The organism is Pseudomonas imperatae, from assembly GCF_057128625.1.
Genome location: NZ_JBSKHP010000026.1, coordinates 1 through 17,829 on the forward strand (window position 1 = coordinate 1; position 17,829 = coordinate 17,829).

A 17,829-nucleotide genomic window follows, 5' to 3' on the forward strand; every position below is an offset into this window, starting at 1 on the left:
TGGCGATCGGCGTGTGCACCTGGATCTTCTCGGCCATCAAGTTCCAGGCCGACATGGGCCTGATGCTGACGTTCATGCTGCTGTGGAACATGTTCGGCGCGCTGTGGCTGCTGCCGGCGCTGGCGCGGTTCCTGATCAAGCCGGAGAAGATGGCGGGCAAGGCGGGGGGCTCGATATTCGCGCATTGACGCGGCCTGCGGCCGCTGCTACGACGGACCTCGCGTAGCAGCGGCCGTTAGGCCGCGTCTGGGCGTTACGCGGTGGCAGGAGGTTACAGAGTCAACTCCGACCCCAACACCATCCCCAACGCATTGCGCGCATCGTCCAGCTGCACCAGCGTCGCCTGCCGCGCTGCCAGGGCATCGCGGTTCTCGATGGCGGTCAGGATCGCCTTGTGCCGTGGCATCGCCAGTTCATGCAGGTTGGGCCGCTGGTTGGAATGCTTCAACGCCTCGCGCAGCGCCAGCGCCAGCATGTTGCACAGGTGCGCCAGCAGGTCGTTGTGGGTGGCCTCGGCAATGCGGCTGTGGAAGTCCAGGTCCGGCTGCAGCAAGGCTTCCGGCGTGGGCGCCGCTTCCATGCGCTGGTAGGCCTCGGCAATCGAGGCCACGTCCTCGGCGGTGGCATGCTGCGCCGCCAGTGCCGCCGCCGCCGGCTCGATGATCGCGCGCACGCTGGTCAGCAACGCGAAGAACTCGTTCTGCGGGCTGCTCTGCATCAGCCAGTGCAGCACGTCCGGGTCCAGCAGGTGCCACTCGCGCCGCGCCTTCACCACCGTGCCCACCCGCGGCTTGGAATACACCAGCCCCTTGGCCACCAGCACCCGCGTGGCCTCACGCAGCACCGGCCGGCTGACCGCATATTCCTCGCACAACAGCGCCTCGGCGGGCAGCTTGTCATCGGGCTTCAGCCGCCCGGAGACGATCTGCATGCCGATTTCCTGCACGATGCGCGCGTGCATGCTCTTGCGGTCGGAGGGTTTGCGGTAGTCCATGGGGGGTGGGGAGGTCCTGAGCGATGGTTGGCGCGATCATAGCATTCCCAAGGCGTCTCGCCTCCCGTAGCAGCGGCCGCCAGGCCGCGTCCCGGGCGCCGCGTACCGTGAGGAGTGCGCGGCGCGGCGCGGCGGGACGCGGCCTGGCGGCCGCTGCTACGGGTGGAGTGTCAGTGGGAGTGGCGGGGCACCTCGGCGCCGCGGCAGCCTACCAGGAAGTCGAAGTCGCAGCCCTGGTCGGCCTGCATCACATGGTCCACGTACAGCTGGCGGTAGCCACCGGCCAGCAGGTTGTGCGCCGGTGCCTGCCAGTCGGCCAGGCGCGCCGCCAGTTCGGCGTCGCTGATGTCCAGGTGCAGGCGCCCGGTGCTGCAGTCCAGTTCGATGTAGTCGCCTTCCTGCACCGCTGCCAACGGGCCGCCGGCCGCCGCTTCCGGCGCCACGTGCAGCACCACGGTGCCGTAGGCGGTGCCGCTCATGCGCGCGTCCGAGATGCGCACCATGTCGGTCACGCCCTGGGCCAGCAGTTTGGCCGGCAGGCCCATGTTGCCGACCTCGGCCATGCCCGGGTAGCCCTTGGGGCCACAGTTTTTCATCACCAGGATGGAGTCGGCGTCCACGTCCAGCTGCGGGTCGTTGATGCGTGCCTTGTACTCGTCGAAGTTCTCGAACACCACGGCGCGGCCACGGTGTTTCATCAGCGCCGGGGTGGCGGCAGAGGGCTTGAGCACCGCGCCCAGCGGCGCCAGGTTGCCGCGCAGCACGCAGATGCCGCCGTCGGCCACCAGCGGGTTGTCGATGGCGCGGATTACCTCGTCGTCGCCGTAGATGGGCGAGTTGCGCACGTTGTCCCACAGGCTCTTGCCGTTGACGGTGAGGGCCTCGGGGTTGGGGATCAGGTGGTTTTCGCCCAGGCGCCGCAGCACGGCGGGCAGGCCGCCGGCGTAGTAGAACTCTTCCATCAGGAAGCGCCCGGACGGTTGCAGGTCCACCAGGGTCGGGGTGCCGCGGCCGATGCGGGTCCAGTCGTCCAGCTCCAGGTCGACGCCGATGCGCCCGGCGATGGCTTTCAGGTGGATCACGGCGTTGGTGGAACCGCCAATGGCGGCGTTGACGCGGATGGCGTTTTCGAAGGCTTCGCGGGTGAGGATCTTCGACAGGCGCAGGTCTTCCTTGACCATCTCCACCGCGCGCATACCCGACATGTGCGCCAGCACATAGCGGCGTGAATCCACCGCCGGGATGGCGGCGTTGTGCGGCAGCGAGGTGCCCAGGGCTTCGGCCATGCAGGCCATGGTCGAGGCCGTGCCCATGGTGTTGCAGGTGCCCGCCGAGCGCGACATGCCGGCCTCGGCAGAGAGGAATTCGTCGAGGCTGATCTGCCCGGCCTTCAGCGACTCATGCATCTGCCAGACGATGGTGCCGGCGCCAATGTCGCGGCCCTTGTGCTTGCCGTTGAGCATCGGCCCGCCGGTGACGACGATGGCCGGCACGTCGCAGCTGGCGGCGCCCATCAGCAGGGCAGGGGTGGTCTTGTCACAGCCGGTGAGCAGCACCACGCCGTCGATGGGGTTGCCGCGAATGGCCTCTTCCACGTCCATGCTCGCCAGGTTGCGGGTGAGCATGGCGGTGGGGCGCAGGTTGGACTCGCCGTTGGAGAACACCGGGAACTCCACCGGGAAGCCACCGGCCTCCAGCACGCCACGCTTGACGTGTTCGGCGATGGTGCGGAAGTGGGCGTTGCAGGGCGTCAGCTCGGACCAGGTGTTGCAGATGCCGATGATCGGCTTGCCGTGGAACTGGTGGTCGGCGATGCCCTGGTTCTTCATCCAGCTGCGGTACATGAAGCCGTTCTTGTCGGCGGTGCCAAACCATTGGGCCGAACGCAGTGCAGGTTTCTTCTCAGACATGGGGGCTTCTCTTATTGTAAGACTTAATGACGGCGCTGATAGCTAAAATATGCCTAAAATCCCAACATGTGAAGTCGTTGTTCGTTAAATAGTAATACTATATAGTCGTTCGCAACGGAGGACGGCCTGCCGATCCCCATCCATAACAAGAACAATTGGAGACCGTTGCCATGAGCGAAGAACTGCGCCTGGTCAGGCGTATCACCCTCAAGCTGATCCCCTTCCTGATCCTGCTGTACCTGGTGGCCTACGTGGACCGCTCGGCGGTGGGCTTCGCCAAGCTGCACATGGGCAGCGACGTGGGCATCGGCGATGCCGCCTATGGCATGGGCGCCGGGCTGTTTTTCATCGGCTACTTCCTGCTGGAAATCCCTAGCAACCTGCTGCTGACCCGCTTCGGCGCGCGGCGCTGGTTCGCGCGCATCATGATCACCTGGGGCGCCATCACCATCGGCATGGCGTTCGTGCAGGGGCCCAACAGCTTCTATGTGATGCGCTTCCTGCTGGGCGCCGCGGAGGCGGGCTTCTTCCCTGGCGTGCTGTACTACATCACCCAGTGGTTCCCGGTGCGCCACCGCGGCAAGATCCTCGGCCTGTTCATCCTCTCGCAGCCCATCGCCATGATGATTACCGGGCCCGTGTCCGGCGGCCTGCTGGGCATGGACGGGGTGCTGGGCCTGCACGGCTGGCAGTGGCTGTTCATCGCCATCGGCACGCCGGCCATCCTGCTCACCTGGCCGGTGCTGCAGTGGTTGCCCGACGGCCCGGCGCAGGTGACGTGGCTGAGCGCCGTGGAGAAAGGCTGGCTGGCCGCCGAGCTGCAGAAAGACCTCGACACCTACGGCCAGACCCGCCACGGCAACCCGCTGCACGCCCTGAAGGATTTCCGCGTGCTGTTGCTGGCGCTGCTCTACCTGCCGGTGACCCTGAGCATCTATGGCCTGGGCCTGTGGCTGCCGACGCTGATCAAGCAGTTCGGCGGCAGCGACCTGGTGACCGGCTTCGTCTCGTCGGTGCCGTACATCTTCGGCATCGTCGGCCTGCTGATCGTGCCGCGTAGCTCCGACCGCCTCAACGACCGCTACGGCCACCTGGCCGTGCTCTACGTGCTGGGCGCCGCCGGCCTGTTCTTCAGCGCCTGGCTTAGCGTGCCGGTGCTGCAACTGGCGGCCCTGAGCCTGGTGGCGTTCTCGCTGTTCTCCTGCACGGCGGTGTTCTGGACCCTGCCGGGGCGCTTCTTCGCCGGCGCCAGCGCGGCCGCCGGCATTGCCCTGATCAACTCGGTGGGCAACCTGGGCGGCTACATCGGCCCGTTCGTGATCGGTGCGCTCAAGGAGTACACCGGCAACCTGGCCAGCGGCCTGTATTTCCTCACCGGCGTGATGCTGTTCGGCCTGCTGCTGACCGCGGTGGTCTACCGCCTGCTGGAGCGCCGCCACGCGCTGCCGGCCGAGCAGTTCGCCGCCAGTGCCCGCAGCGCGCAACCCAGCGCACGTACCTGACAACAAAAGGGAGCAGCAACCATGCGTCTAGTGCAATTCCAATTGATTGATGGCCAGCGCCGCGTGGGCCTGGTGGACAGCGACCGCGTGCACGAAGTGCGCGGCGCCAACAGCGTGCGCGAACTGGCCCTGGCGGCCATCGAGGCCGGCATTGGCCTGGCGCGCCATGTCGATGACCTGGGCCTGGGCCAACACCACGATTACCTGCAACTGCTGGACGAGGGCCGCATCCTGCCGCCGCTGGACCACCCGGACCCGGCGCACATGCTGATCACCGGCACCGGCCTGACCCACCTGGGCAGCGCCGCCACCCGCGACAAGATGCACCAGCAGGTGGGCGAGGAAGCGGCGGTCACCGACAGCATGAGAATCTTCAAGTGGGGCCTGGATGGCGGCAAGCCGGCGGCGGGGCAGGCCGGGGTGCAGCCCGAATGGTTCTACAAGGGCGATGGCAGCATCGTCGTGCGCCCCGGTGGCGAGTTCCCGGTGCCGCCGTTCGCCGAAGACGCCGGCGAAGAGCCGGAGCTGGGCGGGATGTACGTCATCGGCCGCGACGGCAAGCCGTACCGCCTGGGCTTCGCCCTGGGCAATGAGTTCTCCGACCACGTGATGGAGCGCAAGAACTACCTGTACCTGGCGCACTCTAAATTGCGCCACTGCTCCTACGGCCCGGAATTGCGCGTGGGCGAGCTGCCCACGCACCTGGCGGGCACCAGCCGCATCTGGCGCGACGGCAAGCTGCTGTGGGAAAAAGAGTTCCTCAGCGGCGAAAGCAACATGTGCCACAGCTTCGACAACCTGGAGTATCACCACTTCAAGTACGCGCAGTTCCTGCGCCCGGGCGATGTGCACATCCATTTCTTCGGCACCGCGACGCTGTCGTTCGCCGACGGCATCAGCACCCAGCTGGGCGACCGTTTCGAGATCAGCCTGGACGAGTTCGGCGCGCCGCTGAACAACCGTGTCGGCCGTGGCGAGGCGGCGTTCGCCCCCGGCAGCATCGGCAAGCTTTGAGGAGGTTCCATGATTCGTGGTCATAACTACATTGGCGGGCGCCGTAGCGCCCAGGGCACGGTAGTGGTCAAGAGCGTCGACGCCAGCACCGGCGCCGAACTGCCGTTCGACTTTCACCAGGCCACCCCGGAAGAAGTCGACGCCGCCGCCCGTGCGGCCCGGCAGGCGTACCCGCTGTATCGGCGCCTGAGCAGCGAGCGGCGCGCGCAGTTCCTTGAAGCGATTGCCAATGAGCTGGACGCGCTGGGCGATGACTTCGTCGCCCTGGTCACCCAGGAAACCGCCTTGCCGGCGGCGCGCATCCAGGGCGAGCGCGGCCGCACCAGCGGGCAGATGCGCCTGTTTGCCAAGGTGTTGCGCCGTGGCGATTTCTACGGCGCGCGCATCGACCGCGCGCTGCCCGAGCGCACCCCGCTGCCGCGCCCGGACCTGCGCCAGTACCGCATCGGCGTCGGCCCGGTGGCGGTGTTCGGCGCCAGCAACTTCCCGCTGGCGTTCTCCACTGCTGGCGGTGACACCGCCGCCGCCCTGGCCGCCGGCTGCCCGGTGGTGTTCAAGGCCCACAGCGGCCACATGGCCACCGCCGAGCGGGTGGCGGACGCGATCATCCGCGCCGCCGAGCGCACCGAGATGCCTGCCGGTGTGTTCAACATGATCTACGGCGCCGGGGTAGGGGAGGCGCTGGTCAAGCACCCAGCCATCCAGGCCGTGGGCTTCACCGGTTCGTTGAAGGGCGGCCGGGCCTTGTGCGACATGGCGGCGGCGCGGCCGCAGCCGATCCCGGTGTTCGCCGAAATGTCGAGCATCAACCCGGTGATCCTGCTGCCGCAGGCCCTGGAACTGCGCGGGGAAACCGTGGCCCGCGAGCTGACCGCCTCGGTGGTGCAGGGCTGTGGCCAATTCTGTACCAACCCCGGGCTGGTGATTGGCCTGCGCTCGCCGGGTTTCAGCGTGTTCGTCCAGCAACTGGCCGCCGCCATGGGGGCGCAACCAGCGCAGACCATGCTCAACGCCGGCACCCTGCGCAGCTACGCCAAGGGCCTGGAGGCGCTGCACGCCCACCCCGGCATTCGCCACCTGGCCGGCAGCACCCAGCAGGGCGCCCAAGCCCAGCCGCAGCTGTTCCAGGCCGATGTGCAGTTGCTGCTGGATGGCGATGAAGTGCTGCAGGAAGAGGTGTTCGGGCCTACCACCGTGCTGGTCGAGGTCGCGGATCAGTACCAGCTCAACGCCGCGCTCGAGGCCTTGCACGGCCAGCTGACCGCCACGCTGATCGGCGAGCCGGCCGACTTCCGCCACCACGCCGAGCTGACCGCGCTGCTGGAACAGAAGGTCGGGCGCATCCTGCTCAATGGCTACCCTACCGGCGTCGAGGTTTGTGAAGCCATGGTCCACGGCGGGCCGTACCCGGCCACCTCGGACTCGCGCGGCACCTCGGTAGGTACCCTGGCCATCGACCGCTTCCTGCGCCCAGTGTGCTTCCAGAACTACCCCGACGAGCTACTGCCCGAGGCGCTGCGCAACGCCAACCCCCTGGGCCTCACCCGCCTGGTAGACGGCGCCCCCAGCCGCGACGCCTTGTGACATAAACTCGACAACCCGCAACAACCCCGTAGCCGCTGCCGCAGGCTGCGCTGGCCCCATGCCCCGCTGGAGATCTCCAGTGTACTCAGGGGCCAGCGCAGCCTGGCGGCAGCGGCTACGGGGTTTTGCGTCGTAGGGTCGCGGCGTTTTCAGGCATGGGGGTGCGACAGTTTGAAGCGGAAACCGGTTTCAAATTGGCCGATTTGGCATATCATGGGCGCCTCTCCACCCCCTTTATGAAAGATGGTCATGACCGGCCTTAAAGAACAACTAGAAACAAGCGGCATGCTGCTGATCAATGATCTGCATGCCTTTGATTTTGTCCTGGACGCGGGCGAACTGCGTATCGAATGCATGGATGGGCGCGAGCTCAAGCGCTGGCGCTTCACCGCCGAGCAACTGGCGGCGGCGCGCTTCGACGATGCGCAACAGTCCTGGGAAATCAGCAACGACACCGGCAACTATCAACTAGTCTGCCTCAGTGGTTTCTCTGCAACGGATGAGGATGACGAACAGGAATAAGCGTTCCTGGCGTCCAACTTCTGAATATGACCGGGGTCTTTTGATCAGGACCCGTCGAGGATAAAACTACAATGAAACGCCATCTCCTGCCCCTGCTGCTCGCCAGCGGAATCAGTGTGCTCTCGTCCCACGTCATGGCCGCCAGCGGCTACGACCTGTTGGTGGGCACCTACACCAACAACACCAGCGAAGGTATCTACCGCTACCACTTCGACAGCGCCACCGGCCAGCTCAGCGCCAAGCCGCTGGCCGTGACCAAGGCCGAGAACCCGTCCTGGCTGACCATCAGCAAGGACCAGAAGCACCTGTTCGCCGTGAACGAAAACGGCCCTGACTCGGCCCACGATAAAGTCGGCAAGGTCAGCAGCTTCAAGATCGACCCCAAGACCCATGACCTGACCCTGATCAACCAGGTCGAGACCAAGGGTGAAGACCCGACGTTCTCCAGCCTGGCCAAGGGTGAGAAGCACCTGTTCGTGGCCAACTACTCGGTGCACCCGGACCCTAACGGCAGCCTGTCGGTGTTCGGCGTGAGCGCCGATGGCACCCTGAGCCAACTGGTGCAGCAGGAAAGCCACGACGCAGCCTCCAAGGTGGTTGCCGAGCGCCAGGCCAGCGACCACGTGCACTCGGTGGTCTCCAGCCCCGACGGCCGTTTCGTCTACGTCCAGGACCTGGGCGCCGACAAGGTGTTCGTCTACCACTATGATGCCGCCAACAAGGCCAAGCCGCTGACCGCCGCTTCGCCAGCCTCGGTGCAACTGCCAGCAGGCAGCGGCCCGCGCCACCTGTTGTTCAGCGCTGATGGCAAGCACGCCTACCTGACCACCGAAATGAGCGGCCAGGTGTTCGTGTTCGACGTCAAGGCTGGCAACCTGGTGCAGAAGCAGGCCGTCAACCTGGCTGCCGCCGACGCCGATGCCGCCCACAAGGCCACCGCCGCGCTGCACTTCTCGGCCGATGGCAAGTTCTTCTACGTCACCAACCGTGGCCAGGCCAGCGAGCTGCTGGTGTTCAGCATCGACAAGGCCAGCGGCGAGCTGAAGGAAGTACAGCGTCGCTCCGTGGAAGGTATCGAGCCGCGTGAATTCACCATCGACCCGAGCGGCAAGTTCGTGGTGATCGCCAACCAGAAGAGCAACCAGATCGTGGTGGTCAAGCGTGACCCGGCCACCGGCAAGCTCGGCGACACCGTGCAGAAGCTCGACATCGATTCGCCGTCGGATGTGAAGTTCCTGCGTTGATTCACCAGAACCCCCGCGAAAGCGGGGGTTTTGCTTTGCGGTGCCCGACGACGAGCGGCACCATCGCCCCGCCTTCCACCATCTAACCTCCCTGTTCGGCCTGCGCAGCGTGCGCATGCTTTCCGCACACTGGAGGTGACACATGGCTCTGTTTACCCTCAAAGACGGCACCCAGCTATTCTACAAGGACTGGGGCACCGGCCAACCCATCGTGTTCCACCACGGCTGGCCGCTGAGCGCCGACGATTGGGACGCGCAGATGCTGTTCTTCCTGCACCAGGGCTTCCGCGTCATCGCCCACGACCGCCGCGGCCACGGCCGTTCCACCCAGACCGCCACCGGCAATGACATGGACACCTACGCCAGCGACGTCGCCCAACTGGTGGCGCACCTGGACCTGAAGAACGCCATCCACGTCGGCCACTCCACCGGCGGTGGCGAGGTGGCGCGCTATGTGGCCCGGCACGGGGCGGGCAGGGTGGCCAAGGCGGTGCTGATCGGCGCCGTGCCGCCCATCATGGTCAAGTCCGCGAGCAACCCCGGCGGCCTGCCCATCGAGGTGTTCGACGGCTTCCGCAGCGCCCTGGCCGCCAACCGCGCGCAGTTCTACAAGGAAGCGCCGGTGCCGTTCTACGGCTACAACCGTGAGGGCGCCGACGTCTCGGAAGGCGTCAAGGACAACTGGTGGCGCCAGGGCATGATGGGCGGCACCAAGGCCCACTACGACTGCATCAAGGCCTTCTCGGAAACCGACTTTACCGAAGACCTCAAGCAGATCAGCGTGCCGGTGCTGGTGCTGCACGGCGACGACGACCAGATAGTGCCCATCGCCGACTCGGCCGAGCTGTCAATCAAACTGCTGAGCCGTGGCGCGTTGAAGGTCTACAAGGGCTATCCGCATGGCATGTGCACCACCCATGCCGATGTGATCAACCAGGACCTGCTGGCATTCTTCAAGGCCTGACACCGCCGGCGCTGGCCCCCGCAATCCGCAGGGAAAACGGGGCCCGGCGCCGCCTTGCGGCCTTTCGAGAGGGCAAGCAGCTGTTTTTAAAGAAAAAATTTCACACTAGGGCTTCACAGATCGATATTTTGCTGGTAAATTGCGCGCCATACCCAACGAGCACTAAGCAACATGCTCGTCGCAACACCTACAGGGGCGTCGCCAAGCGGTAAGGCAGCAGGTTTTGATCCTGCCATGCGTTGGTTCGAATCCAGCCGCCCCTGCCATTTTCTCTTCCAGTATTTGAATTCTTTTTCTCCCAAGTGCATAAGCATTCTGGGGGATTTGTCGTGCCTGGCGTTTGAGCTTTATGGGTGGCGGAGGTAGACATTTTTGCTTACTTTATGGGTGACAGGTAGTCAGGTTTACAAGTTGACAGTTGTTTTTTGTAGGCTTAGCCTTCATTCACTGCTTCTTGAATCCTGGGAAACCTGCCATGAACGTCCACCCCACCCCGTTGAACCCTTCGTTTGAAGCGGCCAAGGCGGCGCTGCTGAAGGAATTTGAGGCGCTGATCCTCGCCATTCCCGAATCAGCGGTTATTGCAGCGGCGAAGCTCAAGGGTGAAAAGGCGGTTGCGGTGGTCCTCAAGAAGCCTGCCCGGCCAATGAGCATCCAGGCCCGTAATGAAATCGCCCTGGCACAGATGAAAGCCGATGCCCTGCAAGGTTTCCAGAAGGCCTACGACGCCTTGGAAGCCAGCGATGTGTGCGCCATTCTTGGGGTCACCAAGCAGGCGCTGAGCAAGAAAACCCGGACGGGCAGCGTGGTCGCCTACACTCACAACCGTCGCCGCTACTACCCCGATTTCCAATTCCGCAACGGCAGGGAAACGCCAGTGATTGGCCAGTTGATCAAACAGCTGGGCATAGACCCGGCGGATGAAACGCTGGTCAATGTGTTGGTCTTGTTCCTGGCCCAGCCGATGGATTTCTCTGAGCCAGGGAAGCCGGCAAACTGGCAGCCTCGTTACCTGCTGCTGGAGCATGAGGCGGCGTTTGACATCATTCTGCGCGACTTCCGTAACCGGTTGGAGATGGGGAAGTAACCGGCAGCCGTTGAGGTTGCTTGGCTACACCACAAGCACTTTGAGCTGAAGTAAAAGCTCAAGCGCTGTAGTGTCCCCGGATAGCATGACAGTCTCAACAGGTGATGCGTCGAGGGCTAGCAACTGGGTGCCGCGCCCTTCGAACAGCACCACATTATGGCCCTCCATCGATAGGGCCCGGCCAAAGGCTACCGAGCTGTACACAAGGCCATCCGCGTCAACGCCGCTTCTCATGCAGGCACCGCTGAGCTGTTGGGTGAGCCGATATCCTGACCCGCCTTGCCCCCTGCCTTCGCAGATAGCGCCCAATTTGCCCCCGAGGTAGCTACTCAGGCGCTGCACATCAACAAGCCGCAGGGTCCGAGCCGTTTCCAGCTGGTGAAGTGACGCGCTGCTGATTTCGGCTACGAGCACGGGAGAGCCAAGCCCATTCCGGCCGTGCTGGAAAGTCTCGGCAATGGCAACTTCCGGGCTGCCCGCGACGTAGCAAACCCCTACCTCCTGGAAGGGGTCGCTGTACCTCGAGATCGAGCGGCGGTTGTAGAAAATGGGCGTTGGGTGGCTGGTGATGCGAAACACCGAAGTTTTTGCTGGCAGGTGTATCCATACATCCTGCCGTTCCATGAGAAGGCGTTGCACCGTCTCCGGATTGGTCTCGGTCATGTTTGTCCATTTCCATAGGTTGTTGTGTACGCAGCTGCGCAGACCTGCGGGATTGGGGGCCGTTGGATGTGGAGCGGGAGAATAGGAATACCTGGCAAGGAGGACAACCCCTACATCGGTCCGGAAATGTTACCGGATGCAGCAAGGGCGGCCGGGGGGGCTGACCCGGCCTGGCGGCCGGTGCTACAGGGTACTTGCGTAGCAGCTGCCGAAGGCTGCGTCTGCGGTCCGCAAGGTATGCGGCGGTGCGCGGCGTGCGTGACGCGGCCTGCGGCCGCTGCTACGGTGAGGTCGCTCAATATCAATCCCAATGATATCCGCTACCACCCCAATGAATTTCAACCCGCGACACCCCAGGCGTAAGTTTGACCCATGGCCTCACCGGCCCCAGCCAAACCACCCTATTCGAGGTACGCCGCCATGAACTTCAATCTCTTCTCCGTGATCGCCGCTTCCGCCGTTTCCGCCACCGTGGCGCTGCCAGCCCACGCCAGTGTGCAGGTCACCGAACGCAAGGCCGCCGTCAGCAGCTACACCCAGCAGTACCTGCAGAAAAGCGCCAACTTCTATGCAGCCCTGGACCACAAGATCCAGCACTGAGCAGCCCTGGGCAGACCCGCCCGATCTGCGGCGGGTTGCTAGCCATCAGCTACAATCAAGAAAACCGATAACCTTCATTGATGTTTGTCACTGGTTTTCGGCGCGGCAATACCTGATCCTGTCAGCCTGAATTCTTCGCCACGGAGCCTTCATCATGGCCAGTGCCATTCTTTCGTCTGCCCGTCACGGTGCCTACCTGGCCATCGGCCTGTATGTAGCGGTGATGCTGGCGGCCACCATCGCCACGCAGTTCGTCGTCGGCGGCTGATACTCAGCGGGCCATGATGGCCTTGAACAACGCAGACTCGATGATGCCTTCGATCCACGCGCGCACGCGCGGGTAGGGCGCCTGCCCGAACCAGTCCGGGTCCACGCCGCGGAACTGGCGGATGAAGGGCGCGATGGCGATATCAGCCAGGCCCAAGCGCTCACCTGCCAGCCACTGGTTTTCCAGCAAACGAGCTTCCAGCACCTGCAGGAACGCGCAGCCCTGTTCCCGGTAGCACACCATGGGGTGTTCGGGGTAGCGGTCGGCGTACTTGTAGCGGTTCAGCGCCTGCTTGAACGGGCCGTCGTTGCAGGCGATCAGCTCATTGCCATCGCTCTCCAGCCAGCCATCCGGATCGTTGTGTGCCAGGGCCCAGCGCATGATGTCCAGGCTCTCGTCGATCACCCGATCCGCTAGTACCAGCACCGGCACCGTGCCCTTGGGCGACGCTGCCAGCATGTCCGCCGGCTTGGCCTTCAGGCTCACTTCACGAATTTCCACCGGCACGCCGCTGTAGCGCAGCGCCATGCGCGCCCGCATGGCGTAGGGGCAGCGGCGGAAGGAGTACAGAATCATCCCGTCACCTCGACGCTGCTGAGGCCGTTGCCCTGGCGCTTGACCTGGATCTGCACCGGGATGCGCTCATGCATCTCCTGCACGTGGGAGATCACCGCCACCTTGCGGCCCTGGGCCTGCAGGCCGTCGAGGGCGTCCATGGCCAGTTGCAGGGACTCGGGGTCGAGGCTGCCGAAGCCTTCGTCGATGAACAGCGACTCGATGCGCAAGGTGCTCGACGCCATCGATGCCAGGCCCAGGGCCAGTGCCAGGGAGACCAGGAAGGTCTCACCGCCCGACAGCGAATGCACCGAGCGCAGTTCGTCGCCCATTTCCGTGTCCAGCACCAGCAGGCCGAGCATGCTGCCGCCGCGCTTGAGGCGGTAGCGGCGCACCAGCTGGCGCAGCTGGGCGTTGGCGTGGTGCACCAGCAGGTCGAGGTTGTAGGCCTGGGCCAGCTTGCGGAATTTTTCCCCTTCGGCCGAGCCAATCAGCGCGGCCAGGCGGCCCCAGCGCTGGAACTCGCCGTAAGCCTGTTCGATGCGCGCCTGCAGCTCGCCGTGGGCAGTCAGGCGGCGCTGGTCCTCGACCTGCCGGGCACGCAGCTCGGCGCAGGTTTCCTCGCAGGCGGCGCACTGTTGCTGGGCCTGGAGCAGGCTGGCGTCCAGTTCGTCGACAGTGCCGGCGCCGTTGGCCTGGGCCTGGTGCGCTTGCAACTGGCGCTCGCGTTCGTGCAGGCGCACGCGGGCTTCTTCCACGGCCTTGTCAGCCTGGTTGAGGCGCTGGCGCAGGTGGCTGACCTGCTGTTCATCGATGGCCAGCAGTGCGGCCAGGCCGTCGTCGTCCAGCTGCGGGTGCTGCTGGCGCCAGGCGTCGAGGCTGGCCGTCAGCTCGCCGAGCGTCGCGTCGAGCTGCTGTTGGCGCTGCTGGTCGGCCTTGAGTTCGCTGGCCAATTGCAGGGCCTGGTTGCTGGCGTCCTGCTGCTGGGCGGCGGCATCGCTGTCGGTGGTGCGCGCCTGATGCACGGCCTGCTCCAGCGCGGTTTGCCAGGTGGCGGCGTCGGCATGCTGGCCGAGCAGGGCCTGCAGGCGTTCGCTGGCGGCCTGGCGCTGCTGGCTGAACCGCGCAAGGCCTTCGGCCTGGGCCTCGGCCGCCTGTTCGCGGCCCTGTTGCAGCAGGCGCTCCTGGGTCAGGCGTTGGCGCCGCTCGTCATGCTCCTGCTGTTCCTCGCGCTGTTGTTCGAGGTGTTGCAGGCGCTGGCTGACGCTGTTGTCCAGGGCCATGAAGGTGGCGGCCGGGGTGTGCAGCAGGCCGTCGAGGTCGCTGGCCGGCAGCACGCTGGCGAACGCCTGCAGTTCTTGGTCCAGGCGCTGCTGGTCGTTGTGCAGGTGCTGGCTTTGCTCGGCCAACAGGCGGCTGGCGTCCTGGCTGGCCTGCTGCGCCTGTTGCAGTTGCTGCTGTTGGGCGCCGGCCTGTTGCTGCAGGGTCAGTAGCGCGCCTTGCTGCTGTTCCTCGGCCTGGATGCGCTGGTGGGCGGCCTGCTGCTGGTGTTCCAGCCACGGGCCGGGTTGTTCTGCGTCGCTCAGCGCAGCGTACAGCGGGTGAGCTTCCATCAGCGGTTGCACCGTGCCCAGCTGGCCTTGCAGCTGTTCGTCCTGTTGCTTGAGCTGCGCCTGCTGGTCACGCAGGGCGATGACTTCGACGCGCAGCTCGGCCAGGCGCGCGGCCAGTTTTTCCACCACCAGGCGGGCGTTGCGCTCTTCGCTGTCATCGTGCCCCGCCAGTGCCTGCAACAGCGCCTCGGGCTGATGCCAGGGATGCTCGGCGCTGCCGCACACCGGGCAGGGTTGATCGGCTTGCAGCTGCGCGCGCAGTTCCTCGACGCTGGCGCTGCGGGCCAGGCGCTGGCGGTTGAGCAGCGCGACGGTGACGTCCAGTTGCTGCACGGCGGTCTCGTGCTCGCCCTTGAGCTGCAGGCCTTCGCGGGTGCGCACTTCGCGCTGCTCGGCGGCAACGCGGGCCTGTTCGCCCAGGCTGTGTTGGCGCTCCTGCAGTTCCTGCTGGCGCTGCCAGTGGCGGTGCAGGTCCTCGACGCTACGCAGCTGCTGGCGGCTGCCCTGCAACTGGTGGGTGAGGGCGCTGAGGCGGTCGGCCAGTTCGTGGGGCGCGCAGCCGGCCTGCTGGTACAGTGCGTCCAGCGCCTGTTGCCGTTCGGCCAGCTGCGCCTGGCTGGCGCTGGCGCGTTGTTCCAGGGCCGGCAGTTCTTCGCGGCCCTTGAGCAGGCGCGCGCTGAGGGTCAGCGCCTGCTGCAGCCGTGGGCGCCATACCGGCCAAGCCTCGGCCAGCGGTGCAAGGCCTGCGCTCTGGGCCAGTTGCTGGGTGATCTGTTCGAGGCGCGCGGTGCTGGCCTGCTGGCCCTGGTCCAGGCGCTGGATGGCAGCCTGGCCCTGATCGCGGGCAACTTCGGCAGCCTGCAGCGCCTGCTGCAAGGGCGCAGCCTGTTCGTCCAGGCGTGCCAGGTGGCTCTGTTCGTCGAAGGCCTGGCGCAAGGCGGGCGCGGCATCAGCCTGGGCGGCCAGGGCGGCGGTCAGTGCGGCCTGTGCCTGTTCGCGGGCCAGCTGCAACTGCGCCTGGCGTGTGTGCAGTTGGTCGCTGGCCTGCTGGTGGCCGGCGATGCGCGCCGCCAGCGGCTGCAGTTCGCCGGTCAACTCGGCCTGGCGGCTGAACAGATGGCGCTGGGGTGCCAAGGTGTCCAGGCGCGCCAGGGTGTTGCGGCTATCGGCCAAGGCTTGCGCTTGTTGCTCGGCCTGTTGCAGCTGCTCGCTGGCGACCTGGTGTTCGCCGTGCAGGCGCTGGCCCTCCACGTGCCACTGGCGCTGCTGTTCCAGCTGCTTGAGGCGCGCCTGCTCGGTGCGCAACAGGCCCAGGGCGGTGCTGTATTCCAGGTCCAGGGCTTCGCGAGCCTCGGTGGGCAGCGGTGCGATGCCGCCGGCCTGGTCCTGCAGCTGCTTGTGGGCGTCGCGGGCGTCGCGGCTCTTCTCGAAGGCGCGCTTGCCCAGGCGCGTGTACAGCGCCGTGTCGGTGAGCTTTTCCAGCAGTTCGCTGCGCTCGTTGTCGTCGGCCTTGAGGAAGGCGCTGAACTCGCTCTGGGCCAGTAGCACGGCGCGGGTGAACTGTTCGAAGTTCAGGCCCAGGCAGCCTTCGAGCAGGGTCTTGTATTCGCCTTTCTGGCTGGCCAGCAGTTGGTCGTTGTCCAGGTCGCGCAGGCTCTGGCGGCTGGCCTGCAGCTTGCCGCCGGCCTTGTCGCGGGCGCGGTTGGCTTCCCAGCGCGCACGGTAGCGGCGGCCGTCGATGCCGACGAAGTCCACCTCGGCAAAGCCTGCGCCGGTGCCGCGGCGCAGCAGGGTGCGCGGGTCGCCGGTGTTGATCTCGCCGTCGGCGTCCGGCACCTTGGCGTCGCGGCCGGTCTTGCTCAGCCGCGGTACGGCGCCGAACAGCGCCAGGCACAGGGCGTCGAGCAGGGTGCTCTTGCCGGCGCCGGTGGGCCCGGTGATGGCGAACAGGCCGGCGCTGGCCAGGGGTTCGGCGGTGAAGTCCAGTTCGAACGGGCCGGCCAGCGAGGCCAGGTTCTTCAGGCGAATGGCGAGGATCTTCATGGCTGTTCTCCCGCCAGTTGCACTTCCTGCAACAGCAGGGCGAAGTCGTCCAGGGTGGCGCTGTCCACCTCGCTGCCGTAGCTGTCCAGCCAGGCGCGGCTGAACAGCTCCTGCGGGCTGAGCTGGTCCAGTTCGATCAGCGCCGCGTCGCCGTCGTCGGCGCCACGGCTGCCGGCGTATTCGGCGCCGATGCGCACCAGGCGCACGGCCTTGTTCTGCAGCGCCGTTTCGATCTGCTGGCGCAGGTCGGGCTGCGGCTCGTCGAGTATCACCCGCACTTCCAGCCAGGGCTGGTGGGTGAGGTCGGCCAGCAGGTCCACTTCGCTCAGGTCGGCCAGCTTGGCCAGCACCTCGGCCAGGGGCGCCGGGCCCAGGCGGATCAGGTCCACGGCGCGGGGAATCAGCAGCGGTTCGACGCTAAGCAGCTGCTCGCCCTCGCAGCGGATCTCGAGGATCTGGTGCGGGTAGTCGATCTCGGAGAACGACAGCGGGATCGGCGAGCCGCTGTAGCGGATGCGCGTTTCGCCGTTGACCTGCTGGGGCTTGTGCAGGTGCCCCAGGGCCACGTAGCTGATGGCCTCGCCGAACAGGCTGGCGGGCAGGGCCTCGGCGCTGCCGATGATCAGGCTGCGCTCCGAGTCCTCCGACACCGAGCCGCCGGCCATGTGCGCGTGACTGACGGCAATCAGCGCCTGGCCCGGCTGCCGCTTGGCCTCGGCGGCGGCGATCAGGCGTTCATGCACGTGGGCGATGCCCTTGAGGTAGTCGTCGCCCAGGGTGGCGCCGGTGACTTCGGCCGGGCGCAGGAACGGCAGCGCCAGGCACCAGCCGGCCACTTCGCCGTCGGCGTTTTGCAAGGGGATCAGCAGGCGCTCGCTGTCCAGCTGGCCGTCGTCCAGCCACACCACGCGGCCCAGGGCGTGGGTGCGCAGGCGGCGCATCAGTGGCGCCGGCAGTTCGATGCGCGAGCCGGAGTCGTGGTTGCCGGCGATCATCACGATGGTCAACGCCGGCTGTTGCTCGTGGGCGTTGACGATGAAGTCGTACAGGCGTTCCTGGGCTTTTACCGGCGGGTTGACGGTGTCGAAGATGTCGCCGGCGATCAGCAGCACGTCCGGCCGGCGCTCGCCCAGGCGGGCCAGCAGCCAGTCGAGGAAGCAGGCGTGTTCGAAGTCGCGGTCCTGGCCATGCAGGCTTTGGCCCAGGTGCCAGTCGGAGGTGTGAAACAGGTGCATCGCAAATTCCTTGGCAGGCCCTGCCCGTGGG

The 17,829-nt window shown here is 66.0% G+C and carries 15 protein-coding genes and 1 tRNA gene; 10 read left to right on the top strand and 6 right to left on the bottom strand.

Annotated elements, in window-relative coordinates; translation table 11 throughout:
• Window positions 1–188, top strand: a 188-nt coding sequence (locus ACWKWX_RS25865) for a hypothetical protein (RefSeq protein ID WP_483829265.1), incomplete at its 5' end; no start/stop codon positions are given.
• A gap of 83 nt (window positions 189–271) precedes the next feature.
• Here ACWKWX_RS25865 and ACWKWX_RS25870 read toward each other — a convergent pair.
• On the bottom strand, window positions 272–994 hold the full coding sequence (locus ACWKWX_RS25870; protein WP_416423179.1) for a FadR/GntR family transcriptional regulator: 723 nt from the start codon (window positions 992–994) through the stop codon (window positions 272–274).
• A gap of 170 nt (window positions 995–1,164) precedes the next feature.
• Window positions 1,165–2,904 carry an IlvD/Edd family dehydratase gene (locus tag ACWKWX_RS25875; RefSeq protein ID WP_473005873.1) on the bottom strand — a complete coding sequence of 580 codons (1,740 nt, stop codon included), beginning with the start codon at window positions 2,902–2,904 and terminating at the stop codon, window positions 1,165–1,167.
• A 170-nt stretch (window positions 2,905–3,074) separates the two neighbouring features.
• On the opposite strand from ACWKWX_RS25875, the gene ACWKWX_RS25880 reads away from it, so the two are divergent.
• From ACWKWX_RS25880 to ACWKWX_RS25915, 8 genes are all read left to right on the top strand, one after another.
• Window positions 3,075–4,406: an MFS transporter gene (locus ACWKWX_RS25880; protein WP_483829266.1), complete on the top strand. Its 1,332-nt coding sequence runs from the start codon at window positions 3,075–3,077 to the stop codon at window positions 4,404–4,406.
• A 21-nt stretch (window positions 4,407–4,427) separates the two neighbouring features.
• The gene (gene araD1, locus ACWKWX_RS25885) at window positions 4,428–5,420 is read left to right on the top strand and encodes an AraD1 family protein (protein ID WP_483829267.1); all 993 of its coding nucleotides are present in this window, start codon (window positions 4,428–4,430) and stop codon (window positions 5,418–5,420) included.
• A 9-nt stretch (window positions 5,421–5,429) separates the two neighbouring features.
• Window positions 5,430–7,004, top strand: a complete 1,575-nt coding sequence (locus ACWKWX_RS25890) for an aldehyde dehydrogenase (NADP(+)) (RefSeq protein WP_483829268.1) — start codon at window positions 5,430–5,432, stop codon at window positions 7,002–7,004.
• A gap of 249 nt (window positions 7,005–7,253) precedes the next feature.
• Entirely contained in the window at window positions 7,254–7,526 is a 273-nt protein-coding gene (locus ACWKWX_RS25895) for a DUF5629 family protein (protein WP_416423184.1), read from the top strand.
• 71 nt (window positions 7,527–7,597) lie between these two features.
• Complete coding sequence (locus ACWKWX_RS25900; protein ID WP_483829269.1) at window positions 7,598–8,770, top strand: lactonase family protein; 1,173 nt, start codon at window positions 7,598–7,600, stop codon at window positions 8,768–8,770.
• A 142-nt stretch (window positions 8,771–8,912) separates the two neighbouring features.
• A complete protein-coding gene (locus tag ACWKWX_RS25905; RefSeq protein WP_483829270.1) occupies window positions 8,913–9,734 on the top strand; it encodes an alpha/beta fold hydrolase in 822 nt (273 codons plus the stop codon).
• 191 nt (window positions 9,735–9,925) lie between these two features.
• Window positions 9,926–10,000 (top strand) — tRNA-Gln (locus ACWKWX_RS25910).
• A 209-nt stretch (window positions 10,001–10,209) separates the two neighbouring features.
• On the top strand, window positions 10,210–10,821 hold the full coding sequence (locus ACWKWX_RS25915; protein WP_416423187.1) for a hypothetical protein: 612 nt from the start codon (window positions 10,210–10,212) through the stop codon (window positions 10,819–10,821).
• Between the two features lie 24 nt (window positions 10,822–10,845).
• On the opposite strand, the gene ACWKWX_RS25920 is transcribed toward ACWKWX_RS25915, so the two are convergent.
• Entirely contained in the window at window positions 10,846–11,484 is a 639-nt protein-coding gene (locus ACWKWX_RS25920) for an RES family NAD+ phosphorylase (RefSeq protein WP_483829271.1), read from the bottom strand.
• A gap of 420 nt (window positions 11,485–11,904) precedes the next feature.
• On the opposite strand from ACWKWX_RS25920, the gene ACWKWX_RS25925 reads away from it, so the two are divergent.
• Window positions 11,905–12,084 (top strand): hypothetical protein, encoded by a 180-nt coding sequence (locus tag ACWKWX_RS25925; protein ID WP_416423189.1) that lies wholly within the window; start codon window positions 11,905–11,907, stop codon window positions 12,082–12,084.
• A 271-nt stretch (window positions 12,085–12,355) separates the two neighbouring features.
• On the opposite strand, the gene ACWKWX_RS25930 is transcribed toward ACWKWX_RS25925, so the two are convergent.
• From ACWKWX_RS25930 to ACWKWX_RS25940, 3 genes are read right to left on the bottom strand one after another with little or no spacing between them, the layout of a single operon-like run.
• Window positions 12,356–12,928 (bottom strand): glutathione S-transferase, encoded by a 573-nt coding sequence (locus ACWKWX_RS25930; protein WP_483829272.1) that lies wholly within the window; start codon window positions 12,926–12,928, stop codon window positions 12,356–12,358.
• The gene (locus ACWKWX_RS25935) at window positions 12,925–16,563 is read right to left on the bottom strand and encodes an AAA family ATPase (RefSeq protein WP_483829273.1); all 3,639 of its coding nucleotides are present in this window, start codon (window positions 16,561–16,563) and stop codon (window positions 12,925–12,927) included. Before ACWKWX_RS25935 ends, ACWKWX_RS25930 begins: the two co-directional genes overlap by 4 nt.
• A complete protein-coding gene (locus tag ACWKWX_RS25940; protein ID WP_483829274.1) occupies window positions 16,560–17,798 on the bottom strand; it encodes an exonuclease SbcCD subunit D in 1,239 nt (412 codons plus the stop codon). The genes ACWKWX_RS25935 and ACWKWX_RS25940 overlap by 4 nt, the downstream gene beginning before the upstream one ends.
• Window positions 17,799–17,829: the final 31 nt, after the last annotated feature.